The organism is Flavobacterium ardleyense, from assembly GCF_033547075.1.
Taxonomy (GTDB): Bacteria; Bacteroidota; Bacteroidia; order Flavobacteriales; family Flavobacteriaceae; genus Flavobacterium; species Flavobacterium ardleyense_A.
In genome coordinates this window covers 2,038,264-2,065,262 of sequence record NZ_CP137891.1, presented here as the reverse complement: position 1 = coordinate 2,065,262, position 26,999 = coordinate 2,038,264, and the positions used below count along the sequence as shown (strand labels likewise).

At 35.1% G+C, this 26,999-nt stretch carries 14 protein-coding genes and 2 tRNA genes; 7 read left to right on the top strand and 9 right to left on the bottom strand.

What is annotated here, in order from left to right; genetic code table 11:
- Positions 1-2: 2 nt before the first annotated feature.
- The 5 genes from SBO79_RS08895 to SBO79_RS08875 form a co-directional block, all read right to left on the bottom strand.
- Positions 3-5,288, bottom strand: coding sequence for a P-loop domain-containing protein (locus SBO79_RS08895; RefSeq protein ID WP_318640066.1), 5,286 nt, complete (start codon positions 5,286-5,288; stop codon positions 3-5).
- Positions 5,289-5,369: 81 nt separating this feature from the next.
- Entirely contained in the window at positions 5,370-8,372 is a 3,003-nt protein-coding gene (locus SBO79_RS08890; protein WP_318640065.1) for a type I restriction endonuclease subunit R, read from the bottom strand.
- Positions 8,369-9,622: a restriction endonuclease subunit S gene (locus SBO79_RS08885; RefSeq protein ID WP_318640064.1), complete on the bottom strand. Its 1,254-nt coding sequence runs from the start codon at positions 9,620-9,622 to the stop codon at positions 8,369-8,371. The genes SBO79_RS08890 and SBO79_RS08885 overlap by 4 nt, the downstream gene beginning before the upstream one ends.
- A 2-nt stretch (positions 9,623-9,624) precedes the next feature.
- Positions 9,625-11,214 carry a type I restriction-modification system subunit M gene (locus tag SBO79_RS08880; RefSeq protein WP_318640063.1) on the bottom strand — a complete coding sequence of 530 codons (1,590 nt, stop codon included), beginning with the start codon at positions 11,212-11,214 and terminating at the stop codon, positions 9,625-9,627.
- Between the two features lie 425 nt (positions 11,215-11,639).
- Positions 11,640-11,724, bottom strand: a tRNA-Ser gene (locus SBO79_RS08875).
- Positions 11,725-12,185: 461 nt separating this feature from the next.
- On the opposite strand from SBO79_RS08875, the gene SBO79_RS08870 reads away from it, so the two are divergent.
- The 5 genes from SBO79_RS08870 (at position 12,186) to SBO79_RS08850 (ending at position 18,260) form a co-directional block, all read left to right on the top strand.
- Positions 12,186-14,834 (top strand): PAS domain-containing sensor histidine kinase, encoded by a 2,649-nt coding sequence (locus tag SBO79_RS08870; protein WP_318640062.1) that lies wholly within the window; start codon positions 12,186-12,188, stop codon positions 14,832-14,834.
- 104 nt (positions 14,835-14,938) lie between these two features.
- Entirely contained in the window at positions 14,939-15,388 is a 450-nt protein-coding gene (locus SBO79_RS08865) for a response regulator (protein ID WP_318640061.1), read from the top strand.
- 26 nt (positions 15,389-15,414) lie between these two features.
- Positions 15,415-16,338 carry an NAD(P)/FAD-dependent oxidoreductase gene (locus tag SBO79_RS08860; RefSeq protein ID WP_318640060.1) on the top strand — a complete coding sequence of 308 codons (924 nt, stop codon included), beginning with the start codon at positions 15,415-15,417 and terminating at the stop codon, positions 16,336-16,338.
- A gap of 65 nt (positions 16,339-16,403) precedes the next feature.
- Positions 16,404-17,177 (top strand): dienelactone hydrolase family protein, encoded by a 774-nt coding sequence (locus SBO79_RS08855; RefSeq protein WP_318640059.1) that lies wholly within the window; start codon positions 16,404-16,406, stop codon positions 17,175-17,177.
- A 63-nt stretch (positions 17,178-17,240) separates the two neighbouring features.
- Positions 17,241-18,260, top strand: coding sequence for a M28 family metallopeptidase (locus tag SBO79_RS08850; protein WP_318640058.1), 1,020 nt, complete (start codon positions 17,241-17,243; stop codon positions 18,258-18,260).
- Positions 18,261-19,155: 895 nt separating this feature from the next.
- Here SBO79_RS08850 and SBO79_RS08845 read toward each other — a convergent pair.
- The 4 genes from SBO79_RS08845 to SBO79_RS08830 form a co-directional block, all read right to left on the bottom strand.
- Positions 19,156-19,229 (bottom strand) — tRNA-His (locus SBO79_RS08845).
- 65 nt (positions 19,230-19,294) lie between these two features.
- Positions 19,295-20,011 carry a bacillithiol biosynthesis deacetylase BshB1 gene (gene bshB1 / locus SBO79_RS08840; RefSeq protein ID WP_318640057.1) on the bottom strand — a complete coding sequence of 239 codons (717 nt, stop codon included), beginning with the start codon at positions 20,009-20,011 and terminating at the stop codon, positions 19,295-19,297.
- Positions 20,008-21,084, bottom strand: a complete 1,077-nt coding sequence (locus SBO79_RS08835; protein WP_318640056.1) for a chorismate-binding protein — start codon at positions 21,082-21,084, stop codon at positions 20,008-20,010. The genes bshB1 and SBO79_RS08835 overlap by 4 nt, the downstream gene beginning before the upstream one ends.
- Positions 21,085-21,098: 14 nt before the next feature.
- On the bottom strand, positions 21,099-21,527 hold the full coding sequence (locus SBO79_RS08830; protein ID WP_318640055.1) for a PaaI family thioesterase: 429 nt from the start codon (positions 21,525-21,527) through the stop codon (positions 21,099-21,101).
- A 156-nt stretch (positions 21,528-21,683) separates the two neighbouring features.
- Here SBO79_RS08830 and SBO79_RS08825 point away from each other — a divergent pair, with 156 nt between their 5' ends.
- Positions 21,684-23,186 carry a hypothetical protein gene (locus SBO79_RS08825; protein ID WP_318640054.1) on the top strand — a complete coding sequence of 501 codons (1,503 nt, stop codon included), beginning with the start codon at positions 21,684-21,686 and terminating at the stop codon, positions 23,184-23,186.
- Between the two features lie 84 nt (positions 23,187-23,270).
- Positions 23,271-26,933, top strand: a complete 3,663-nt coding sequence (purL, locus tag SBO79_RS08820) for a phosphoribosylformylglycinamidine synthase (protein ID WP_318640053.1) — start codon at positions 23,271-23,273, stop codon at positions 26,931-26,933.
- The last annotated feature ends 66 nt before the right edge of the window (positions 26,934-26,999 follow it).

Genomic DNA, 26,999 nt, shown 5'->3' with positions numbered 1-26,999 from the left:
AATTAAATATATAGCTTAATAGTTTCAACAGCTTTCAAATCGACATCAAGCATTTCAGAAATCTCGTCACTAGATAAATCTTTACTAAATAGGATTACTATATTGTTATAAATCTTTTCTCCGATTTTAGATTTTACAATTTCTAAATCTTCAATCTCATCCTTTACAAAATCATCGGACATAACATCTAACAAACTCTTAATTTTATCTGCATTACGAATTGATAAAAGTTTTATAATTTTACAAATTTCAATTAAGTCAAAAAATGATTTTTTTATTAATTTCTCGGATTCATCAGTATTTTCATACTTGATTATTAGTCTTTCTATAAAATATGAAAATGCATTGTGACTTACATAAATCGAGCTGTTAGACGCAAGATTTAATTGATATAATAAATCTTTCGGAGTAAGTTCGTCATCAGGTTTACTGGTAGCATTTAGACGAGCAAGTTTTTTATCCATAATTCTTTCAAAATAATTTGGTTTTTGCTCTATTATACTCCTTTCCGTTAGTGAATCTGTAAATTTTTGATTCATTTTTGACTGAAATTCTAAAAAATTTAGATGGTTATTTAAGTAAGTACCTGTGTTTTTTCTCGCCGGATCAGTGTCGAACATATTGATAAAAACTTTTGCTATTGTCGGGTCTGCTGAGTAGGCAACGTCTAGTATATTAAGATACTTACTTCGCAAATTTGGATTTATATTTCTCAGTTTTTGTTCATCTAGAAACTCAACTAACAATGTTTTTAAATTGATCCCTTCTACGTTTTTTGAATTTAAACTGTTAAAAATCATCGAGACTCTTCCAACAGTATCCAAAAATGAAGGCAAGGTATATGCTGCCGTATGTGCATCCTTTATTAAGTTTTGTTTTAGAGTTCCGTATTCTATTCTACTTGGAATTATTGATGAAATAGAAATCCATAAAAAAATCTTGTCAGATAAGTTAGGTACGTCATCGATTTCACTTAATATCGTATCCCATTCTTCTTTTTTTGGTTGCTTTTGAATACCAACTGCGTAAGCTTTAACAAGTATTTTGTATCCGTTGTGTTTTATATTATTCGAATCAGGTAATTTCTCGTCAGCTATTTTCTCTATAATTTTTTTCACCTCGATAATCTGTTGAGAACTTATTTTAGATTTACTAGAAGTAATTGACTTTCTAAGTTCATCAATTTGATAGGAGATAAAATAATCGTTAGACATCTTTGAAATCAGAGCTAAAATTTTCTTAAGTGTCTCAAATGTTAGAGGAAATCCCAAATCATTATCATCACACAGTTCATTTGGAATACATTTTGTCAAAAGAAATTTGCATACATTCGACAATGCTATATCTTTTAATTTTGCGCTTGGAAGTTCTTCTAAAATTGACAAATCACCGTCTATAAAGTATAAAACTGGAATGATTTCAAGTATAATAGAAATACGTTCACCTTTATTTTTAATCTTAGATAATTTTGGAATTACATATAAATTAATCAATTTTTTTGGAAGTACTTCGTCAGATTTTGGAGCAATTTTGAGTATTAGTAATGTCCACATTTGCAGTTGCTGGGATTCAGATGGTAGTGAACTTATCAACGATTCAAGATTTGATATGTCTGTGTCATTGTAATTATTTTTAGCAATTAAACCTGAAAATAGTTTTAATGCTAATTCTATACATAATTGAAATACTTGAGCTGTATTAGGCGAATCTAGTAAGAGTTCTGGTCTTTCTTTTTCTTGCCTAGCTAATTCTAAAAACTCTTTAGCCAGTGATTTGTTTTCTAAAAATGATGCTTTGTACGCTATTTCGAAACCAAGTTCAATTTTACTCGCGGCTGTTTCCAATTCACTCCAAGTGAGTTTTAATTTAGCGGCAATACTAGTAGAATCCCCTTTTTCTTTCTCTAAGATAGAAATTAAAGTAATGTAGAGAGAACATTTTGACTCATTATCAATTATTTCGTCGACTTTCTTAAAATATTTGTGAAATTGAACTGGTAAAATATTTTCTGTATCAGCTGAATTTATTCTAGTTATAATTTCATGAATTGCAATTTTCCTAATATCTAAATCAAAGATGTTTGATAGTAGATCGTCAAGTATTACAATGTTGATTTGAGCAAAATCTTGTTTGAGATAGCGGGTGGATGCTTCTAGCAATGCATTATCTCTATCAATCGATTTATTAAGTTTAAGACATATATCTAAAACTGCGTTCGGATAGGTTGTAACCAAATTAGTGACTATTCCTTGAACGATCTCAAAATGTTCAGCTGTTTGATTTAAAATATTGTCTATACAATTAATAATATCATCCAATGCAGAATCCGCATAAATATGAATTTCCTTTTCTGGAAATTTTAATTTTATTTTTGTGGCAGCAGAAGCATAAATCGCTAAGCAACTAGCTTTTAATGCCAAATCTGTGATTTGACAAATCTCTTCATAAATCGATGATAGCTTTTTTTCTCCCTCTTCAAAGTCAAAATTACAGAGTGATTGGGCGATTAATAATTGAATATTTAGAATATCATTTGTGCTTGATGAAAACTCTATCGAAACTAAATATTGTTCGATCTTTTTTATTAATTCAAAGGTTTTCTCTCTATCTTTTATATATGGTAATGGAATTGAGAAGATTTTAAAATCATTTGCTTTCGGCACATACATATCACTCTTGTTGACTACTAACTCAATTCCTAGCTCGATAATGTTGCTAATATTTTCATTGTCTCGATTGTTCAAAATCCAATTTCTAATCAGGAATAACTTTTGGCTAGTACTTTCTAATTCCTTGATTTTTACAGTAATTTCTTCTAAAGATTGATTTTCGGACAGATACAAAATAGCATTTGATAATTCTTTAATTTTCGGATTTCTAATCTTTGAATAAATTTTTGCATTTAAGTCTTCTTTTGAGACGTCTTCACTCTCTTTTAAATCTTTATATGCCGATAAAGATATTTGTGCTAACGCCCAGTCAAAAGCATTATCATTATCTGTCATATTTCCAGACATATCTTCTATTAACTGAAAAGCTAGTTTTGAATTAGAATACATTAGTAACGATGCTATTTCTACAGATTCTATTCCTATTCTTCTAAAATCGATATCTGTGTAAAGCTCTACTATTTTTTTGTCAATGCTAGCTGGAACTTCCTTGCCTTTCTGCGTGTATGTTTTTGCAATTGAAGCAAATAGCTTCAAACGATCCTCTTTAAGAAAAGCTATATTAGCTAAATTTATGGCGCTTATTTCATCACCCAAACTCAAGTTAGCTGCTATTTCGTTTTGCCAAATTGAAGTTTGATTTAGTTCTTTTAATGAAGATTTTAGAATTGCATATTTTAGAATTGTCGGAATATATTTATTTTCATGATGTTCATTTATGGCCTGTAAAGCAGTTGTAGAAACTCGTATTACATCGCTAATACTTTCACTCTGTCCTAAAAGTTGTTTCCATCTTTCTTCTGCTAATAGTTTTATTAGATCGTCAATCTTCCCTGATTCTTTATAGATTTCAGGCAGATTTACAAGCGCTTCTTTTGAAGTTGAATTACTAATTAGATAATCGATGATTACTCCATCAATAACTTTTTTATAATTGATTAATTTCTTTCTAGCAAAAATTGTCAACTCCTCAAACAAAAATTCGTATGTGCCTCTTAGATTACGTCTTACAAACGGAATATTATTTAGAATTTCTTTGATTCGATCTTCTGTTAATACATTTTTCGGATCAATAATTATTTTTGAGATTTTATCTACGGAATACTTTTCTCCTTCAAAAGCTACTATCGCTAAAATTAATCCTTGGTAATCAATATTTTTATCATAATATTTATTCCATAAATAAGTGAATAATTGATTAATATCATTTGTGATATTTTGAGTAATATTTTCAATTGTAATGTCTCCAGTTTTAATTAACTCTCTAATAAAAACGATTTTTCCAGCATTATTTTTACATATTTCATTTATTTTTCTAAAGTCGCTTTCTTTAATATTTTTGCCAAAAATAGTTTTTGATTCTTCACTTGAAAGACTTGATATTTCCCAATTATCTGAATTAATTCTATCAGGGATTATATTATTTGAACCAACGCCAGTCAAAATAAGTTTTATATTTTCCCGATTGTAAGGAATAAAATCTAAGATTTGTTCCTTTATTTCCATTTGACTTTCTTCATTAATTTCGTCGAAGCCATCCAAAATAAAATATAAAAATTTATTATTGCTAGATTTTAAATTAACTGAATTAAAATATTTTTTCAAATATGCTTCGTCCAACATATTATCAAGTCCTGTGTTCTCTGAAAGTTCAGTATTTTTATTAAAAAAATATATTTGATTGCAAAAAGTTTGAAGAATAGATAGAGTTGTATAAGTCGATTTGTCTCTACCATCGATAAAATGAGAAAAACACGAATTAGGATGTTTTGCTATAAATTGATGTAGCACTATCGTTTTTCCTATTCCTTCACTACCTTCAAGATATAAAACATTTACTTTTTTAAGTTTATTTTCAATTGTTTGTATAATACCTTCTCGTAACACCTCATTTTCAATATTAATTTGGTAAACACCACCACTTAATGATGCAAGATTCTTAATTTCTACAGAAAGTGGAGATAACATCTCAGATGCTGGAATTGAATTTGATAATTCATCATAAAATTTAAAATTAAAATATAAGTAAGAATTTATACACTCTAAAATTAGATTAGGAATAAGTCTAGTAAGTATAGCAGGCCCATTATGAATTTGTGAATTTCTCAGATGGTAAATGCTATGCAGAGATTTGCCATGAGGGCTAAGATCTGTTAAAAAATTTAAAAAATGAGATGAGTCAAAATTAGGAGTTTCAGTTTTGCCATCTAGTGTTTTAGCATAAAACTCCGTAATTTCACTTCTAGCTATAGGAATATCTAATTTTTCAAATAATTTTTTATAGCACCATCCAAGAGCAGGCGCGCTTGGATTATTTCTAGCGGGCGGCGTATATTGCTCTCCTACAAGGTGTAGAATTTTTTTTGCAAATTGTTCATAGTTAATTACCAGTTTGTCTAAAACATCTTTATTCTGCTCACCATCTGCATATGCCTGCAATGCTTCCAGTACAGCTTTTGTCTCGTTATGATTTGAAGTTTTCTTATCTAATATATATTTGAAAACTTCAAGCGCACTGTCTATATCAATATGTGAAAATGTTATGTATGGTGTAAAATCTTGTTCAATAAAATTTTCTTTCAAAGATTCCTTTATTTGCAACCAGTTGATTTGTTTCATTTTCTAATAATGTTATTTTAAATTAATTTTCTGCAATTATGTAAATTCGTATTTTATTTTACCACCACCTTACATTAATCCCTACCCCATCATCGGCCAATCCTTATACTGACCCTCCGCTTGTTCCAACACCTCTTTCAATAAATTATCCAACTCAGAAAACGGAACTTTTCCCTTCAATTCCTTCTTAACTGCTAATCTAATTGCTGATCTGGCATCTTCTTTTTTAGTCCAATCGAGCTGTAAATTTTTCTTTACCAAAGCCACGACTCTATGCACTAAATCCTGAACTGGCCCTGTTTGATTTAGAATCTTTTCGTTTGCGGATAGTAAGTCGTAAAAAGCTAGTTCGTCTTCGGTTAAGCCTAACTCTTTAGTTCGGATGTCGTCGTTTTGGAATTCTGTGGCGATATCGAGTAAATGTTTTATTGCAGCAATCGAATCGAGACTATTTTTGTGATATCTGCTCAAGACCTTTTCTAGCTCTTCTTTGAGAGTGGTCATTTTTCGAATGTTCTTCACCATTCGAACTTTCAATTCGTCATTGATAATTCGTCTTAATAATTCGACTTTTATGTTTTCACCACCTTTTTCTTTGACCATAGCTTGAAAGCGGTCGTCAATTATCGAAATATCTATTTTATCTAAATCATACATTTCAGCTAAATCTACAATCTTTTGAGACTGAATTGACTTGCTGATTAAATCTTTGATGCGGTCATTTTTTTGGCGTTGTGGTCCAGGGGGCATTTTGATTTTGCGAATTACATCGCGTATTTTCTGAATGATTCCCACTTCTTCCTGAATTTCCCAAATACGTTTGTCAGAATTAGTCATTGCAACTAATTCGGTAAGCTTTCGTTCTTCTAGTAAAAACGCATCTGTTATTGGGTCAGATTGAAGTAAATTATTTACAAGTTCATTCGACCATTTCAGCTTTTCAGATTCTTTCATATCCTTAAAAACTTCCACATCAAAATCACCCATTAATGCTTTTACCGTAGCAAACTGTTGCAAGCACATTTCCACCGCCACGTCCATATCGATAGTTGGTTTTCCTTCACCACCGCTTCCAGTATACTTTTTTGTAGCTTCGGCAAGAAAGCCCGAGATTCCAATAAAGTCAACTACTAAACCATTTGGTTTGTCTTCAAAGACACGGTTTACTCGCGCTATGGCTTGCATTAAGTTGTGACCCTTCATAATCTTGTCTACATACATTGTATGCGCACACGGAGCGTCAAAACCAGTCAGCCACATATCACGAACAATTACCATTTTTAATGGATCATCAGGAGTTCGGAAACGCTTTTTGATGGCTTCCATATTATCTTTGGTTCTTACGTGCTCATTCCAAGACACGGGATCTTTTCCAATATTACTAGTCATAATTACCGCAATTTCAGGACAACCCTTCAAAGCTGTAATCGCATCGTACATTTTCACGCAGTTTCTTCGGCTCATACAAACAATCATTGCTTTTCCATCGAGTGTTTCGATTCGAGCATTAAAATGTTGCAGAATATCAGCAGCTACAGTTTTCACTCGTTCTTCTGAACCTGCCGCATCTTCAATCGCCGCCCAAACGGTGTGCGTTGTTTCTTCTTCCTCTTCATCAACTTGATCAAGTTCTTCTGCGTAAACTGCATTTATATTTAGCGGAACCATTTTGGGTTCATAATAGATAGGAACTGTTGCTCCATCTTCTACCGCTTGTTTGATATCGTAGGTGTGAATTGTTTTTCCAAAAACTTGTTGCGTATCGGCATCTTTGCCATCAACGGGAGTTCCTGTAAAGCCTATAAATGAAGCATTTGGTAATGCTCTACGAATATTTTGTGCAAAACCACCATCGTTAAAACCATATTGCGTTCTATGTGCTTCGTCAGCCATAATTATTAAATTATAGCGTTCTGAAAGCACAGGATGTTCTGTTTCTTTTCCGTTTTCCAATTCTTTTAAACGGAATTTTTCGATGGTGGTGAAAATTACTCCACCGCCATCTGTACTCAATAATTGACGTAATTCATCTGTAGTATCAGCGTGTTGCACATCGCCAACTAAATCTTTGCAGAGTACAAAACTCTCATAAAGCTGAAGATCTAAATCGGAACGGTCAACCTGAATAACAATGGTTGGATTTTTCATTTCGGGCAACTGACGTAAAATACCCGTTAGGATTGCCATCGAAATACTTTTGCCTGAACCTTGTGTGTGCCAAATCACTCCTAAACGACCATCTCCATTAGGCCTTATGTTTGTAATGGCAGATTCTACTGCTTTATTAATTCCCCAAAACTGATGGTATTTTGCACCTTTTTTGATGATTTTTCCGTTGTGGTCTTCGTGGAAAATAAAGTTTTTTAAGTAATTGAGTAAAATATCTTTTGGAAATAAACCTTTGATTAAAGTCTCAAGTTGCAGATCTATATTGCGTTCGATACTATCGCCATCCAAACTTTTCCATGGTGCAAACCATTTGAGAGACGAATTGTACATTCCGTGCAAGGCTTCGCGACCATCCGAAATAATTGTTAGTGCATTGTAATCCCAAAGCTGTGGAATGTCTAATAAATAATGTCCTATTTGTCCGTGTGCGTTATCGACGCCGACTTCTTGAGCGAACATATTTTTAAATTCGAAAACAATGATTGGTAAACCATTTATGAAAATTATTAAATCTGTACGACGGGTATTTTTACCAATGATGGTTACTTCATCTGCACAAACGAAACTATTTTTTTCTGGTTCTGCATAATTGATAGGATAAATATGTTTGGCAAATTCTTTATCATTTTTATCTTTCCAAGTGATGGAAATACCTTGGGTCATTTTACGATGAAAGTCACGGTTACGATGATCTGTATCCATTCCCGAATGATGGGTAAATAATGCCAAAGCTTCATTGATTGCCGTTGCCGGAACATCTTGATAGGTGTTTTGCAAAAATTTTCGCAAATCATCTTCAAGTACTACCTTTTTTAAATCACGAGTTAAGGAATTTCCTTCTTTATAAGTAAAACCTAAATCCTGTAACCACTCAATAGCAGCTTTTTGTACCGCACTTTCAATCATAGTTTTCATAGGCTTACTTCTACTAATTGATCAATATCTTTTACACGAACTTCACCGCTAATTAATTTGGGAAGTAATGTTTCGCGGAGGGTTGTGAGAGTTTGATTTTCTGAGTAATTATCAACTTTCATATCATCCCAGCTTTTTAAATTTTCTAAAAATGCTGTAATTATACTAATATCAACTGGTAAGCATATCAAGATTCCTTCTAATCCAGAAGAACTAATATTAGGTTGAGCACTTCCGTATGCAAGATTTTGAATGATTTCATAGCATTCTTGACTTTGCAAATAATTGCCAATTAAATTATCAGCAAATTTAAATTTTGGTTCGGCAATCATTCCTACACGTTGATTGAGCCAAATTCTCTGGTGATAATCGGGAACAATTCCAACTTTACCGACTTCCGCACCAGTCATTGCAACTAGATATGCTCCAGCCTTTATTGAGAATTTACTGTTCGTTTTTTCCGCAACTACTTGAGGAACGCAATCAGAACCAATAATAGAAACAACATTGTTTGATATGTTTTTAATCTTAATTACTTTTTCACCTACTTCTGAAAAATCTTTACTTTTAAAAGCATATCCTCCTATAATTTTTACAACTTCTCCGATACTCTTCACTTCCCAACCTTCAGGAATCATTCCCAAGTCTGAATCTACAAATTTTCCGTTTTGAAAAGGGCCAAATTCTACAAACCAATGTTTGTACAAAGCCATCGCCATTTCTTCTAAGGTTTTGTTCATTTGAAGATTGAGCTCGATTTTATCGTCTAAAGCGGAAAGGATTGAGGCGATTGCTATTTGTTCTTTTAAGGGGGGAAGTTCTAATACTAAGTTTTTAAAAGCATCCTTAGCAACTCTTTGCCTTCCAGAAGTTCCAATCATATTAGCTTCTGCAAATTGTCTGACGAAAGGTTCCCTTGATAGATAATAAATAAAATTTGAATCTGAAACCTCTTTAATACCCCTAAATATTAAGAATTCAGTTGAACCAAAACCTACGTTATTTTGTAAATCTTTTGCTTGACAAATTTTTCCATTTTGTAAGCAAGGAGTTATGCGAGCAAATAAAGTGTCGCCATTCTGAAATTTAGCACCACCTTTTAAAGTTTTAAAATCAGAAGGCTTTACTGTTTTTAAATTTGCATCTAAATCTTTCATTTCGATGAACGAATATTTCTCATTAACTTTCAATTTTACTACTGGGTTAATAGCTATAAAATCAGAGAGTTTATATGTTTTCCAATCTTCCATCCTTAAAGTTTTTCAAAATTAGCCAAAATCTGTTTTTTCAATAGGTCACTTTTTTCAAATTGCTCTAAAAGAGTGGCCTTCAAACTATCCATTTTATCTTCAAATAAAATTCCATCATCTTCCTCAGCTTCGGTACCCACATAGATTCCAGGAGTTAGTTTGTAGTCTTGTTTTTGAACATCGGCAATTGTGGCAGCTTTGCTAAAACCATCAACATCTTCATAACTTTTGTCAACTGTTCTCCAATTGTGGTAGGTATTTGCTATTTTACTAACATCTTCGTCACTAAAAACACGAAGTTTTCGGCTTGCCATTGTTCCTAATTTGGAAGCATCCAAAAACAAAATCTCATTATTACGTTCGCGATGTACGCCATCTTTACCATTACGGTTTTTGCTCAAAATAAATAAACAAGCGGGAATTCCAGTGGTTAAAAATAACTTGTCTGGCATTCGAACAATACAATCAATCATACTGTTGTCTACCATATATTGTCGCACGTTTTTTTCTCCTTTTGTATTAGAAGTCATTGCGCCATTTGCCATAACTATCCCAGCGGTTCCTGTATCGCTCAAGTGATGCCAAAAAGTTTGCATCCACATATAATTGGCAGAACCATCGGTAGTAAATTCTTCTTTAGGTCCAAATAATCTTGGATCACCATCAGGTAAATCTTCGGGATGCCAATTGCTCACATTAAATGGAGGATTGGCAATAATAAAGTCGGCTTTTAATTTTGGAAATTTATCGTCTAGCAAAGAATTTCCAAGTTTGATATCAAAAGATAAATCTCTTAGTAGAAGATTCATCAAACACAGACGCAAGGTTTGTGCGGTCATTTCTTGTCCGTAAATGGAAATATCGTTTTTGTTTCCACCGTGTTCTTTAATGAATTTTAAACTTTGCACAAACATTCCACCACTTCCACAAGCAGGATCAAAGATTCGTCCTTTGTACGGTTCTAGAATTTCAACCAATAAACGAACGATACTTCCTGGTGTAAAGAACTGCCCCGCACCAGAACCTTCTGCCATTGCAAAACGTCCAATATAGAATTCGTAAATACGACCTAGAATATCACTTTCAGGATTTTCTTTTTCAGAGAACTTAGGATGCGATAGTAAATTGATAATGCCACTAGTTTGTTTTGCTGATAACTCAGAACGCACAAATAATCGTGGAAGTAAATTATTCAACTGCGGATTATATTCGGTAAGTAAGTCTTGAATGACGTCAAAGGCATCATCAATGATAACTTTAATATCATCCTGTTCAGCATTGTCTTTCAAGTATTGCCATGACGCTTTTTTAGGAACTACAAACGTATTACGAGAACGGTATTCGTCCGCATCTTCGAGTACATATTTTACTTCATCCTTATCTGTAGTGTAATATTCCGATTTTGGATCTTGCAATGCTTCAGCAATTTCACCGTGAACCATTTCGTAGCGTTCACTAAGATGTTTTAGAAAGACAAGCGGTAAAATATAATTCTTATAATTATTCTCAGATACTGCTCCTCTTAACTCATTGGCAGCATCCCAGAGTTCTTTTTCAAAATCGATATCTGCTTTGGCGTTATTTTTTGACATTGTATAGTTGGGTAATTTTTGTAAGATTAGGTAATCAGTAAAAATAGGATTTTTAACACAATCTTTTATATAAATAATCGTCCAAATTTTAGTAGATGGTAACAAAAGAAATTAAAGCAAGAAACTTACCTATCCTTCGCTTTTGAATGCCTAACAATCATAAAGAAAACAGCATTTTCGATAAAATCTCGAATTGAATTTTGGTAATTATAGTCTCCTAAATTAAATAGGCGATAATAGTAATGGAGGAATATCAGTAAAATGCGAGAGAAAATAACTTGACAAAATAAAATCTTTAATTGTAAACTCAGATTACTTGGAGAATTTTGTCTGATGCGTAAAAATTAAAAAGGTGCAATACAACACCTAATTCGACACCCATAAATGAAAAGCCCCGTAAACACTAGTGTTTCGGGGCTTTTGTGCGGAGAAAGAGGGATTCGAACCCCCGGACCTGTTACAGTCAACAGTTTTCAAGACTGCCGCATTCGACCGCTCTGCCATTTCTCCAGTCTGTTGCTATCATTGCTGATTGCGAGTGCAAATATAGAACCTTTTTTGACTTCTAAAAACTTTTTGAGCAAAAAAAATCAACTATTTTTAATAATTATTTTTTTACTCTTTGGCCCGCTGTCAGTACCACTACTTAAATTTCTTAGCATCAAGTAATTAATACCTCAACAGTGCTATCTTCACGAAATCATAAATCTCAACTAACTTGAAATTTCGTAAATTTAGATCTATTTTTAGAATATCTCGATAATTTACACACGTGATTTTGCAGAAATTATAATTATCAAATATCCTAAACTACCAGATAAAGATTTTAATACTTAGAAAATTCGTGACTTTCATTTGATGGTAACGCTTAAGAAGATAAAATCTAACTACATCAACCTAATCTTAGTCTCAACTAAATTGTATATTTGGTTCAATCGACTTTACAAAAAATAAAAAATCGTTTTCACAAAATGCTCAAAGATCTAAAAGAAATATATTGCACCGACATCACAAGTAGTGCTTCCGAGATAAAAGTATTTGAAGAAATGTTGAAACATGCCTTTGGTAGCAAGGGTTTAGAAGAAAGCAATTTCGATAATCTGGTAGGAGTAAGTGAGAAATCTCAACTCGCCGGCGATTCGATCGCATTTGCTTTCAACCAAAAATTTGAAGCATTTCTGATTCAAGGTAATGTTTCACTATTCTGCGAAGGAAGTGTTTTTGAGAATAATCTTATAATTTCATTAAACTATTCAAATGATTTAATAGTTCAAATAGTGGACTGCCTAACAATTTGTGCTAATTCGTTGAAGCCTTTGGCAGATATCAAAATTAATTTTGGCGAAAGCCAGAAAAATGCATTTCTAAATGTAATTCCATACTTTGTAAATGCTAAAAAAAATTACCTCGTTACACTGCAAATCGCGAAAGAATCTCCAGCTAGCTTGCCATCACATCAAGGTACCGATACAACCCACATTGTTGCGGAAATTTTGGATGATAATCAATTAAAAGACGAGTTTATTGTAGAACAGAGTGATCAATTAGTTGCCGCTCGCACCTACAGTGAATCGATAATGCAGACAGTGCGGGAAGGCCTGCTTGTTTTGAATAAGGATTTTAGAATTATAACTGCTAATGACGCGTTTCATCGATGTTTTGATACCTTGCATGATGAGATTATTTCAAAATCCTTTTTCGAAATAAATGATAATCAGTGGGATTTCACGGAATTAAGGTCACTCTTCGAAAAAATATTACCCAAACATCATATAATTGAGTCTTACAAAATAACTCTTGCGCTGCGAGGCAATAAGAAGCGAACTTTAATGCTCAATGCTCGACAAATACTTAGTGAGGATAAAAAAGACATGCTAATTCTAGTTGCAATTGAGGATATTACAAAGACAAAATTATTAAAATCAGAACGAGACTTTTCTAAAGCATTAGAAATACAGGTTGCCGAAAAGACATATGAACTCCAACAATCGCAAGCACTACTAAATTCTATATTAAATTCTACACGTTACGGAATTGCCCGCTACGAAGCTATTTTTGAAGGAGGAAAGATAGTAGACTTTCTAATTACTTATTCAAATGATGAGATTCCTAAAATGTTTAATATTAAACATCAAAATGTTGTAGGCAAAACTTGCAAAGAGGTATATCCTGAGATGTTTGAAGATGGAGTTTTTGAGCTGTTTCTAAAATGCATGACAACTGCCGAGCCACTACATTACGATTTAGAATATACTCTTGACGGAAAGTCAATGTGGATAAATAGTGTAATGTCTAAAGTTGACAATTCTGTTACTGTAATTGTAAAAATAGTAACTGACGAAAAGATAGCAGAGCAACAATTAAAACATTCTAACGAATTATTGACCGCAAAAAACCTAGCATTTGAGGAGCGAATACTTCAGGAATTTTCAGATAGCTTCTCTTCCTATAAAACAGGACAGGAATTTTTCGATTCGCTAGTAATGGAGCTTTCACAGCGTACAGGAATGGATTATATTTTGCTTGGCGAAGTAGTTCACGATGATGATGGCAAATCTATCAAATGTTTTTCGGTTGCTTCCAAAGGGGAGTTGATCAAAAATCTAAAATATAAAGTTGACAATGGACCGTGCCAGAAAATCCTGAAAGGTGTTCCTTATATGCAGACGCATGCTATTCGCGACCTTTTTCCAAATAGTGATATTTTAGTTGAATTAAATGCCGAAGGTTATTTGGGTTATCCTCTATTCAACCAAAACAAAAAATGCATCGGATTGATATCAGTGGTGCATGGAACAAAAATTGAAAATCTCAGTTTTGTAAACTCCTTCGTTCATATTGCTTCTAAGCGTATAGAACTTGAATTACAGCGACAGATTAACGAAAGTATTTTGGAAGAAAAAAATCGGGAACTTAAATATAATAATCGAGAGCTGCAGTCTTTTAATTATATCGCATCTCATGACCTACAAGAACCTTTGCGCAAAATTCAGTTGTTTACAGGCAGAATTTTGGAAGAAGACGAAAAAAACTTGTCTGCTGTTTCAGTCAAATATTTCAATACAGTGCGCAATGCTGCAGGACGGATGCAGAATCTTATTCAAGCTCTCCTAACCTATTCCACCTCTGATGAGAATGGTATGGACTTTAAACGCACCAACCTTAACTCAATTATTGATGATATAAAAATTGACTTGGAAGAAAAAATTTATAGCACAAATACAACCATTATTTCCGATAGTTTGCCAACATTAAACGTCATTCCACTGCAATTTCATCAACTGTTGCAAAATTTAATTGCGAATGGAATTAAATACCAAAAAGCTGATTTAGATCCAATTATAACTATTAAAGCCGAGAAGATTGTTGATGAGCAAGATACGAAGCGCAAAATGTGGAAAATATGTGTCGGCGACAACGGAATCGGCTTTGACCAACAATATGAAAGTAAAATTTTTGAACTATTCCAGCGTCTTCACGGTAAAAATGAATATGAAGGAACAGGAATCGGACTGGCTATCTGTAAAAAAATTGCCCAAAATCATAAAGGATACATCAAAGTAAAGTCGCAAGTAGGAAAAGGTTCAAACTTTTGTATATTTGTTCCTACTAATACATAAAGTGGAGGACAGCTTCTATGAAATAAATAACCTTTATAGCGTGCTCTTGAGCATACAATATTGATCTAAAATTATTTTTATAACAGATAATTAGTTACAACTAAATGAATACTAAACCAATAATTGAAATATTGCTCGTTGATGATGATGCTGATGATCGCAGCACGTTTACTGATGCTATAAGTGAGCTAAAAATAGGAACAAGGCTAACCTGCCTTGAAGATGGTAGAGGTCTTATTGATTACCTTAACAGTACTGATAACAAAACACCAGATATACTCTTTTTAGATTTAAATATGCCCTATAAATCAGGTGTCGAATGTTTAATGGATATTCGCAAAGATCCAAAATATAATAATTTAAGTATTGCAATATATTCTACATCTTCAACAGATAGAGATATTGAGGATACTTTTGTAAATGGCGCCAATATATATATTCGCAAGCCAAACAATTTTGCTAATCTAAAGAAGGTTTTGAATGACGTTGTAAATACTAATTTCCAATTTCACAGTTCAGGACTTAATAAAGAAACCTTTTTACTTAATATATAAGTAAAACTCATATCAATTCAACTACTATGACCCGCAAAATTTTCGACACTATAATCATTGGAGGAAGTATTGCGGGTTTATCTGCTGCTCTAACATTAGCTAGATCTCTAAGAACGGTTGCGGTTTTCGACACTGAAAATCCTTGCAATCGCAATGTTTTAAAATCGTATAACCTCTCAACCAACGACGGGCAAAATCCAGCAACTATAATTAAGAATACCAAAAATGATATTGCGAAATATAATTTAGTTGATTTTTTCTTGGACGAAGTTCTCGAAGTAAAGGTAATCGAACACAAATTTGAAGTTCTAACAAAGTCATTGGGGAAATTTACGGCCAAATCAATTTTAATTGCAACAGGGCTAAAAGATGTGCTGCCCGAGATTTCTGGCATGGAAGAATGCTGGGGAAAAACTATCTTAAGTTGTCCTTACTGCCACGGTTATGAAGCCAGAGATCAAAAAACTGCTATTTACGCCAATGGCGATGCAGCTCACGATTTAAGTATCTTACTTACCAATTGGACCAAGGATTTAATAATAGTAACCGATGGGAAATCTGAGTTAAACGATGAGCAAATGGCTGCGTTAAAACTTAGAAAAATACAACTTATCGAAACTAAGGTTACGTCATTGACCCACAAGAATGGTGATCTTTCTCAAATAAATTTCAGTGACGGAAGTTCTTTAGATGTTCCCTATATGTACGCATCTGTTCCTTTCGAGCAAAAATCAGATATTGCTGAGCAGTTAGGATTAAAATTCACAGACTCAGGACATATTCAAGTTGACCCTACCTTTAGAACATCTCATCAAAATATTTATGCGGCAGGCGATTGCACAGCACAACACCGCGCACTTTCTGTGGCATCAGCTTCTGGAACAACTGCTGGATTTACAATTAATCAAGATTTTGTAGACGAATTACATAATGAATTTGTAAAAATCTAAACTCTTATTACCAACTTCCTTTTTTTTGTTTAAATTCATACTGTCAATATTTAAAACCTGATGTTATGATATTAAAAAAATTACTCCCGCTTACATTTGTAGTACTTATGAGTGTACAAAGCAATGCCCAACTTAAAGAGGTAGCATACAAAGATGGCAATCAAGAACTTAAAGGATTGGCGATTAAACCAGCCAAAAAAACTACCAACAATCCCGCTGTCTTAATCCTGCCGGCTTGGAAAGGAATAGATAATCACTCAAAAAATGTTGCAACTGAATTATCAAAGTTAGGATACATCGCTTTTGTTGCCGATATTTATGGAAAAGGAAATTATCCGAAAAACACCGACGAAGCTGGAAAAATTTCTGGATATTATAAATCAAATCCCTTAGAATACCAAAACCGAATCGTTTTGGCTCTCAACGAACTTATCAAAAGTGGCGCTAACCCTGATAATATTGCAATTTTCGGCTATTGTTTTGGTGGTACAGGGGCTATCGAAGCTGCTTACGCAAATCTGAATTTAAAGGGAGTAGTGTCTTTTCACGGTGGATTAATGGCCGACAAGATTGAACAGTCAGGTCTTATTTCGCCAAAAGTTCTAATTCTCCATGGAGCCGATGATCCTTATGTCGCAGAAGCAGATATCAAAGGATGTATAAATTCGCTAAACACTCGCAAAGCCGACTGGCAGATGATCTCATATTCTGATGCGGTGCACGCCTTTACAGAGCCAGAGGCCGGAAACAATAAAGCTTCGGGTGCTGCTTATAATAAGGTCGCCGCCGATAGATCTTGGAATCATGCAAAACTTTTCCTTAGCGAAATATTAAAATAAGTATTCCCAACACTTTTAAACTTATATTTGAAATTTAAACCTGAAATATTTTACTATTTTTCTATGAAGAAATCGATTTTACTGCTATCCGCACTTATGATATTTTCCTGCTCGGGAGCGCAACAAGCTGAAAAAGGGCTTAAAAGCAGCCCTGAAAAGTACCTAAAAACAATTACTGCTACCGATCTTAAAACACATTTATATATTGTCGCTGATGATACCATGGAAGGTCGACAAACCGGCGAGCCTGGTCAAAAGCGAGCGGGTCAATATTTGATTGATCAATACAAAGCGATGGGCGTGTCCTATCCGCCGGCAGCCAGCAGTTTTTATCAGTCAGTTCCCGCGTCCTTCATGAATAGTAGGAGAGGAAAACTTAAAGATTCTGAGAACATTTGGGCATTTATCGAAGGTTCAGAACACCCCGAAGAAATCATTGTAATCTCTGCTCACTACGATCATATCGGTACCGAAAACGGCGAAGTTTTTAATGGTGCCGATGACGATGGCTCTGGAACTGTTGCACTTCTCGAAATGGCCGAAGCTTTCGCTAAGGCAAAAAAAGATGGAAATGGCCCTAAGCGTTCTATACTGTTTCTTCACGTTACAGGTGAGGAGCATGGACTACACGGTTCGCGATATTATAGTGAGAATCCCTTATATCCACTGGCAAATACGGTTGCCGATATCAATATTGATATGATCGGTCGTCGCGATGATTTGCATCCAAAAACCAATAATTACGTTTACGTGATTGGTTCAGATAGACTTTCATCAGAGTTGCATACCATCACGAATGAGGTTAATGACAAGTATATCAAGATGGATTTGGATTTCCGATTCAATGCCCGTGACGAACCCAATCGCTATTATTTCCGCTCAGACCATTATAATTTTGCTAAAAACGGCATTCCATCAGTATTTTTGTTCAATGGCGTTCACGACGATTATCACAAAGCAACCGATACTCCAGATAAAATCGAGTATGACGCCTTAGAAAAGCGTACTCAACTGGCTTTTGCAATTGCTTGGGAATTGGCAAATAGAAAAGACCGAATTAAGGTCGATCGAGACGGTCAATAAATTAAGATTACAAGCGTACGAAAGTGCGCTTTTTTTTTGTACTAATTTCAATAAAATATTTCTTTGCAAAATTACAGCTATAGTATTTTTTTGGGCGAGACCTTCGCCAGAACGACTGTGCAAAATAGAAACAGTTATGTGGCTCAGGTCGGGCTATCCGTTCCCAATCTTTGTTGTAGCTTTTGCTCCGCAACGCTACAACAAAGGATTTCCACTACTATCCCTCTCGCAAATTCTCTTGATAAACAATGTCAACTTTAAATTTGAAAAAAGATTTATAGGTAAGCAATTGAGGGTTGCTGGCGCGAGCGTCCCGCTCGTGCCCGTCATATAAATAAAGCACAACAAAAGTCTTTTAAAAATGTAATACTTGCTTTACGCTTTAAGCACATTATCTGTACGAGCGAGACACTCGCACTAGCGGAGCTACACTACCGTCTAGAAATGGCAACATAAATCAAAAAAAATCAAGTAATGTTACTCGTATTCCATTCCCCTCCTTCCGGAGGGGTGTCCGAAGGACGGGGTGGACTTTTCGGATAATGTCTTCGATAATAACTGATTCCTCATTAATTCAACTGAGATTAAACCCTTCCAACAAAATTACCTTAGATGGAAAAAACACCAATACAAAACGAAGTAATGTTTCATCACGCTCATTTCAGCCCTGATAGAAACGCAAATCCAGGCTTGGGGATTTGCCTTTTGGTAGCAGCGGCAGGAAAGAGCGACCGAAGGTCCCGATAGCAATCGGGATCCTGCCACTGCTACGGCAAATGCCCGAGGCGGATTGTAAAGAATAGCGGGATTAGCTGCCAAAAAATCAGCATCAATAAAAATCCCGAAAACCTATAAATACGAAAAAGCCTTAAGTTTCCTTAAGGCTTTTAATCAGGGTGGATGACCGGGTTCGAACCGGCGACCCTCGGTACCACAAACCGATGCTCTAACCAGCTGAGCTACAACCACCGTGTGTATTTCTGGGTGCAAATATAGAACAAATCTTCATTGCCTCAAAACAATTTTGAAGAAATTTATATCAAATCTCCTAAGCTATTGACTGCCAAATACCTTTCGACCGTAAAACCTTCACCAAAATCCGTTCCTATCAGTCTTCCCAGGTCTTGAGCACGATAATGAAGGCTGTCTTTAAAGTTTTTTGTGGCAATTGGAGTGATCGGTTCGTCAGATCCTTCTTGGTAAAATTGAGAACTGTAAGCCATAATTGCCTCAGCTTTGATTTTTTCGAAACCTGTAATATCTACCACAAAATCTGGTTCGCATTGCTTCCACTGAATATAATGGTAAACCAATTTTGGGCGCCACACTTTCTGCGCTTCTCCATCAAGCTCCGTTTCTATGCGCACCAATCCCGAAAGAAAACAAGCATCCGAAACTAATTTGCTACCTTTTCCGTGATCAATATGTCGGTCATCAACCGCGTTGCACAACACAATTTCGGGTTGATATTTTCGGATCATTTGGATGATTTGCATCTGATGCGCTTCGTCATTGACAAAAAATCCATCTCTCATTCGCAAATTTTCTCTTACTGCAACTTTCAAAATTTTTGCCGCCGCCGCAGATTCTTGATCGCGAATTTCTGCCGATCCTCTCGAACCCAATTCACCACGGGTCAAATCTACAATTCCGACTTTTTTTCCAAGCGAAACTTCTTTGGCAATCGTGCCGCCACAACCTAATTCTACATCGTCTGGATGTGCGCCAAAGGCAAGTATATCTAATTTCATATCAATATTTTTTTCATTGTTTGTGATTTATTCACCGTTTCATAATACTCCTTTTCGGGATTGGAATCTTTCGTAATTCCGCAACCAACAAAAATTTGTGCTTGCTCCTGCTCGACTTGCATACATCTTAAATTGACATAAAAATCGGTTTGAAGTTCGCCTTTTTTGTTCGGCATATTTAATTCTCCCAGAAATCCGCTGTAAAATTCTCGTGAATATCCTTCATTATTACTTATAAAATGGGTCGCTTTATCTTTCGGCATTCCGCAAACTGCGGGCGTTGGATGCAGCACTTTTACCAAATATTCAACGTCTCCAACTTCTTTTAAAACTCCCGAAATATCCGTTTTTATATGTGCAATTGTTCCTGCTTGCGCTGTATATGGTCTTGAAATTTTCAAATCATCAACCGCATTTTCTATTCCTCTCAAGATAAAATCGGTTACAAATGCCTGCTCCTCCTGCTCTTTGGTTTCCCAAGTTAATTCGGCGGCAGAATTTTCGATTTTCTGAGTTCCCGCAAGCGCCATTGTGGTGAAGGAATTTCCGCTTACTTTCAACAATTTCTCCGGTGTTGCTCCTATCCAAATTCCAGATTCTGGATGATAAAAGCAGTAACAATACCCATTTGGGTAGGTTTTTAAAACTCGGAGATATATTTCAAAGAACTTTGATCCATCGATATTTTGAGTTTCTTTTCGCGATAATACCACTTTTCCAAATTCCCCGTTTTCAATTTCGGCAATTGCTTTTGCTACGATTTTTTCGAAATTGGCTTTCGCCGAAGTCTGAGCGTCATCTTTCCGGTAACTTGTATTATTAGAAACAGAATCAGCATCAATTTCGAAACTTGCCTCTTCTGAATTTGAACGTGAAATTAGAAGTTGTTTTTTTCTATCAAAAGAGACAAAAGCAAATCCGCTTTCAGAAAAATCCCGAATTTCATCTTGTTTGGAATCTTTTTGCAAAAGCATTTTTACTTCACTCGATCCTTGCAAAGAATAGAGCACAAAAGGTTTTTCGTCTTTTATCTGATGTTTTAACTTTGATTCTAATTCGATAAGATCAATCATATCTTTTCAATTACTTAAACTCTTTTCTTTGGCAAAATAATATTGGTCAATTTGCAAAGCGAAATCAATTCGTCATTTTCATCGGTAACTTTTATTTCCCAAAGGTGAATACTTCTTCCTTTGTGAATAATTCTCGCTGTTCCGTAAACAGTTCCCGCTCTCTTACTTTTTAGGTGATTCGCAGAAATTTCGATTCCACGGGCTTCAAATTCGGTTGCATCAACAAACATCAAGCTTGCTGCGCTTCCCACACTTTCGGCCAAAGCTGCAGTTGCACCTCCGTGCAAAATTCCCATCGGCTGATGAACTCTTGAATTTACGGGCATTTTAGCTTTTAGATATCCCTCGCCCGCATCGATATATTCAATTTCCAGGGTTTCCATCAAGGTATTCTTTATATAACCATTGCATCTGGCAAGAATGGTATCTCTATCGTATTTCATTTAGTAGTATTTTTATGTAAAAATAGAAAAATTTGACGGCTTGCCAATTATCGTCAAACACAAGAAAGTCTTAAAAAAAACGTTTCTGATTATAGCATTTCGAAATTGGCGGATTTTGAAATTTATAATTACTTTTACTACCAAAATTTAAAATCTATGATTCGGAACCTCGCTTACTTAGTTTTTGTCGCAATAATAATTTCGCTTTCTTCCTGTAGAAATGATTTCGACTTTCAGCCAAGCACCGGCGGTCTCGAATTTTCTAGAGATACAATTTATTTAGACACGGTTTTTACAAATATCGGATCAAGTACTTACACTCTTAAAGTCTTTAATAACAGCAGTAATAATGTAAGTATTCCAAATTTAGCTTTAGCTAAAGGTTTAAATTCAAAATACCGAATGACCGTTGATGGAATGCAAGGAAATGAAGGTAAAATCTTTAATAATGTCGAACTGCTTGCCAAAGACAGTATGTATATCTTTATCGAAACAACTGCCGATATCGCCGATGCAAACCCAACCGATTTTCTTTATACAGACCAAATTCAGTTTGGTGCAGGATCGAACCTTCAAACCGTTGAGCTTGTAACTCTAATACAGGATGCTGTATTTCTTTATCCACATAAAAATGGGTCTGTTACTGAAAGTATTCCTTTTGGAGAGGATGAAATTTATGGGTTTTTCCTTGACGAAAACGACGCCGTAAATGGGAACGAATATAATTGGACCAACACGAAACCATATGTGGTCTACGGATACGCTGGAGTTGATTCTGGAAAAACATTAACCATAGATCCAGGCGCTAGAGTTCATTTTCACGAATCTTCTGGAATTCTAGTGGCAAATGGCGGATCGATAAAAGCAAATGGAACTCTTAACAATCAAATCATTTTTGAAGGAGACCGACTTGAGCCAGGTTTTGCCGAAACTCCAGGACAATGGGGTGCCATTTGGATGACGCCGGGAAGTACAGGAAATGAATTTAATTATGTAACCGTAAAAAATAGCATCATCGGATTATGGATTCAAAATTCTGATGCTGTTGTCAATAACACTCAAATTTACAACAGTTCCAATTTTGGGATTTACGGTCAGACCGCTACAATTACTGGAGAAAATGTAGTTGTAAATTCGGCTGGACAAGTTACAGTTGCTTGTACTCTTGGTGGAAGTTATTCTTTTAAACACAGTACCTTCAATAATAACTGGCCAAGTAGTAAGCAGGTTTCCTTACTAATTGACAACTATTATATTAGCGATAATCAAGAAATCGCCTATGATTTGGTGGAGGCCAAATTTGATAATTGTATTATTTATGGATCAAATCAAGTTCAATTTTTAGCAAACAGAGCTTCGGCAGGAAATATTTTTAACTACCAATTAAACAACTGTTTATTGAAATTTAATAATGTTGGAAATCAATTTGCCACAAATCCTGATTATCAGTTTAACGACGGAATTCATTATAATAATATTACTTTAAATCAGAATCCGCAGTTTTATAATGTTGCTAAGAACAAACTTAATATTAAGGAGACTTCTTCAGCAATTGGATTGGGGAGCACAAATTTCTTAGTACCACTTGATATTCTGGGAGTTAATCGAACAATTCCCCCAGATTTAGGCGCCTATCAAAATGCGGCAATACCTGAGTAATTTTTATTAAACTTTCATAATAACTATTGTGCTTTGCAGTAATTTGGATTAAATTTGCACTTCACAACTACAATACCTAAAAAAATGATCTACTTCTTCGGAAATGAGCAAACGAAAGTCTTTGGAGTACAAACTAAGCAAGAACTTTCGCACGAAAATATAGAAAAACTCAACTGGCTTTTTGGTGGAGTGACTTTAATAAACAAATCCGTAGTTGCGGATTTTTTTATTGGACCTAGAGCAGCAATGATTACTCCTTGGAGTACAAATGCTGTGGAGATTACTCAAAATATGGGTATCAAAGGAATTGTTAGAATCGAAGAATTTCAACATTCTACTGAAAGCTATTCTGATTTTGACCCGATGATTTCTCAGAAATATACGGAGCTTACTCAAGATATGTTTACCGTATCGGTTGTTCCGGAAGAAATTTTATTTGTAGATGATATTGCTGCATATAATAAGCAAGAAGGACTTTCTCTAAGCGATGAAGAAGTTGCTTATTTAAAGGATGTGGCTTCAAAAATTGGTAGAGAATTGACCGATTCAGAAGTATTTGGATTTTCGCAAGTAAATTCAGAGCACTGTCGTCATAAGATTTTCAACGGAACTTTTGTAATTGACGGAGAAGAAAAACCATCGTCATTATTCAAATTAATCAAGAAAACTTCGGCAGAATTTCCGAATGATATTGTTTCTGCTTACAAAGACAATGTTGCTTTTGTAAAAGGGCCACGTGTTGAGCAATTTGCTCCAAAAACTGCAGATAAAGCAGATTTCTACGAAGTAAAAGAATTTGATTCGGTTATTTCGATAAAAGCAGAAACGCACAACTTCCCTACAACGGTTGAACCTTTTAATGGTGCAGCCACGGGATCAGGTGGAGAAATTCGCGACCGTCTTGCAGGTGGTCAAGGTTCACTTCCACTTGCGGGTACTGCAGTATATATGACCGCCTACTCTCGATTGAAAGATTCAGAAACTCGTGAGTGGGAAGCTGGAATGGACGAGCGTAAATGGCTTTATCAAACTCCAATGGATATCTTGATTAAAGCTAGTAATGGTGCAACAGATTTCGGAAATAAATTTGGACAACCGTTAATTACTGGTTCAGTTTTAACTTTCGAACACGAAGAAGACGGCCGCAAACTAGGTTACGACAAAGTAATTATGCAAGCTGGTGGTGTTGGTTACGGAAAACTTGATCAAGCAATAAAATTGAAACCACAAGAAGGCGACAAAGTTGTAATCCTTGGTGGAGATAATTATAGAATCGGAATGGGTGGTGCTGCAGTTTCGTCTGCAGATACCGGAGCTTTTGATTCAGGAATTGAATTAAATGCCATTCAGAGATCAAATCCTGAAATGCAGAAAAGAGTTGCCAATGCAATCCGCGGATTTGTAGAAAGCGACCACAACCCTATTGTGTCTATTCACGATCACGGTGCAGGTGGACACTTAAATTGTCTTTCTGAACTTGTAGAAGAAACAGGAGGATTGATTAATCTGGACAGTTTACCGGTTGGAGATCCAACACTTTCGGCAAAAGAAATTATCGGAAACGAATCTCAAGAACGTATTGGTCTAGTGATTGGTCAAGAAGGTTTTGATACTTTGCAAAGAATTGCAGAAAGAGAAAGAGCTCCTATCTATGAAGTTGGTGAAATTGTAAATAATCAAAGATTTACTTTTGAATCTAAGAAAAATGGCGATAAGCCAATGGATCTTGCACTTGAAGATATGTTTGGAAGCTCGCCAAAAGTGGTGATGACAGACAAAACTATCAAAAGCAATTATTCTGAATTAGAATATAAAGTTGAGGACTTTACGAAGTATCTGGATCAGGTTTTACAACTTGAAGCGGTAGCTTGTAAAGACTGGCTTACCAATAAAGTTGATAGATGTGTAGGTGGAAAAGTTGCCAAACAACAAAATGTTGGTTCTTTGCACTTGCCTCTAAACAACGTTGGGGTTATGGCAATGGACTTTGCCGGAAAAGAAGGAATTGCAACTGCCATTGGTCACGCTCCCCTATCAGCACTTATTGATGCTGCAAAAGGAAGTAGAAATGCAATTGCCGAATCACTTTCTAATATTATCTGGGCTCCATTAAAAGATGGTCTTGGAGGAGTTTCACTTTCGGCAAACTGGATGTGGGCTTGTAAAAATGAAGGTGAAGATGCACGTCTTTACGAAGCAGTGGAAAGCTGTTCAAAATTTGCAATCGAATTAGGAATCAATATTCCAACCGGAAAAGATTCACTTTCGATGAAACAGAAATATCCTGATGGAGATGTAATTGCTCCAGGAACGGTAATTATTTCGGCCGCGGCAAATTGTATCGATATTACTAAAGTAGTTGAACCAGTTTTAAAACATACTGACGATGCAATTTATTACATAAACCTTTCTCAAGATGCACACGAATTAGGCGGAAGTTCTTTCGCTCAGATTCTAAATAAAATTGGAAAAAACACTCCTGGAATTAAAGATGCAGCTTCCTTCAAAAAAGCATTTAATGCAATTCAGGAAATGATAAATGCTGATAAAATCATTGCTGGTCACGATATCGGAAGCGGTGGATTGATTACAACTTTATTAGAAATGTGTTTTGCAGACAATGGTCTTGCTGCAGATTACGATCTTTCTGCTATTGGCGAAAGCGATTCGGTAAAACTATTATTCTCAGAAAATATCGGAATTGTTTTCCAAGCTGATGCTTCGGTAGAAAATTATTTTATTGAGCAGAATGTTGAATTCTTCAAAATCGGAAAAGTTACATCTAATGATTCGGTTACCATCAAAAATGGCGAATTCTCAGTTTCATTAAATGTTGCTGAAACTCGTGATACTTGGTACAAGACTTCTTTTCTATTAGACAAGAAACAATCTGGAAATGTAAAAGCATTAGAGCGTTTTACAAATTATAAAAATCAACCATTAGAATATATTTTCCCATCTCATTTTGATGGTAAGAAACCAGTTTTCGATGCTAACAATCGTCCAAAAGCGGCTATTTTACGTGAAAAAGGAAGTAATTCCGAAAGAGAAATGGCAAATGCTATGTACCTAGCAGGGTTTGATGTAAAGGATATTCACATGACTGATCTTATTTCGGGACGTGAAAATCTGGAGGATATTCAGTTTATCGGTTCAGTTGGAGGGTTCTCTAACTCTGACGTTTTAGGTTCAGCAAAAGGTTGGGCTGGAGCATTTTTATACAATGAAAAAGCACGTAATTCAATTACCAATTTCTTTAAGAGAGAAGATACATTATCAGTAGGTATTTGCAACGGATGTCAATTATTTGTTGAGCTTGGATTAATTACTCCAAACCATCCTGAAAAACCTAAAATGATGCATAATCAGTCTGCGAAACACGAAAGTAGTTTTGTGAACGTTACGATTCAGCCAAATAATTCAGTGATGATGAGTTCACTTGCAGGTTCAAAATTGGGAGTTTGGATTTCTCACGGTGAAGGTCGTTTTGAACTGCCTTACAGCGAAGATCGCTACGATATTGTAGGTAAGTATTCTTATCAAGGATATCCTGCAAATCCAAACGGTTCGCACTTTGATGTTGCGATGATGGCAGATGAAACTGGAAGACATTTAGTAACAATGCCGCACATTGAGCGCTCTGCTTTCCAATGGAACTGGCCATATTATAAAGATGGTCGCAGGGATGAAGTAAGCCCTTGGATCGAAGCATTTGTGAATGCTAGAAAATGGATTGAAAAGAAATAATCGATTCTGATATAAATTTTAAAAAGCACCTTTAACTAAGGTGCTTTTTTTGTATAATTGTGTCAT

Excerpts from the sequence above, each read along its gene's own strand:
- SBO79_RS08850 (WP_318640058.1), top strand. The coding sequence starts at position 17,241 with ATGAAGAAATCGATTTTACTGCTATCCGCACTTATGATATTTTCCTGC.
- SBO79_RS08895 (WP_318640066.1), bottom strand. The coding sequence starts at position 5,288 with ATGAAACAAATCAACTGGTTGCAAATAAAGGAATCTTTGAAAGAAAAT.
- SBO79_RS08860 (WP_318640060.1), top strand. The coding sequence starts at position 15,415 with ATGACCCGCAAAATTTTCGACACTATAATCATTGGAGGAAGTATTGCG.
- SBO79_RS08885 (WP_318640064.1), bottom strand. The coding sequence starts at position 9,622 with ATGGAAGATTGGAAAACATATAAACTCTCTGATTTTATAGCTATTAAC.
- SBO79_RS08830 (WP_318640055.1), bottom strand. The coding sequence starts at position 21,527 with ATGAAATACGATAGAGATACCATTCTTGCCAGATGCAATGGTTATATA.
- bshB1 (WP_318640057.1), bottom strand. The coding sequence starts at position 20,011 with ATGAAATTAGATATACTTGCCTTTGGCGCACATCCAGACGATGTAGAA.
- SBO79_RS08870 (WP_318640062.1), top strand. The coding sequence starts at position 12,186 with ATGCTCAAAGATCTAAAAGAAATATATTGCACCGACATCACAAGTAGT.
- SBO79_RS08890 (WP_318640065.1), bottom strand. The coding sequence starts at position 8,372 with ATGAAAACTATGATTGAAAGTGCGGTACAAAAAGCTGCTATTGAGTGG.
- SBO79_RS08855 (WP_318640059.1), top strand. The coding sequence starts at position 16,404 with ATGATATTAAAAAAATTACTCCCGCTTACATTTGTAGTACTTATGAGT.
- SBO79_RS08865 (WP_318640061.1), top strand. The coding sequence starts at position 14,939 with ATGAATACTAAACCAATAATTGAAATATTGCTCGTTGATGATGATGCT.
- purL (WP_318640053.1), top strand. The coding sequence starts at position 23,271 with ATGATCTACTTCTTCGGAAATGAGCAAACGAAAGTCTTTGGAGTACAA.
- SBO79_RS08825 (WP_318640054.1), top strand. The coding sequence starts at position 21,684 with ATGATTCGGAACCTCGCTTACTTAGTTTTTGTCGCAATAATAATTTCG.
- SBO79_RS08880 (WP_318640063.1), bottom strand. The coding sequence starts at position 11,214 with ATGTCAAAAAATAACGCCAAAGCAGATATCGATTTTGAAAAAGAACTC.
- SBO79_RS08835 (WP_318640056.1), bottom strand. The coding sequence starts at position 21,084 with ATGATTGATCTTATCGAATTAGAATCAAAGTTAAAACATCAGATAAAA.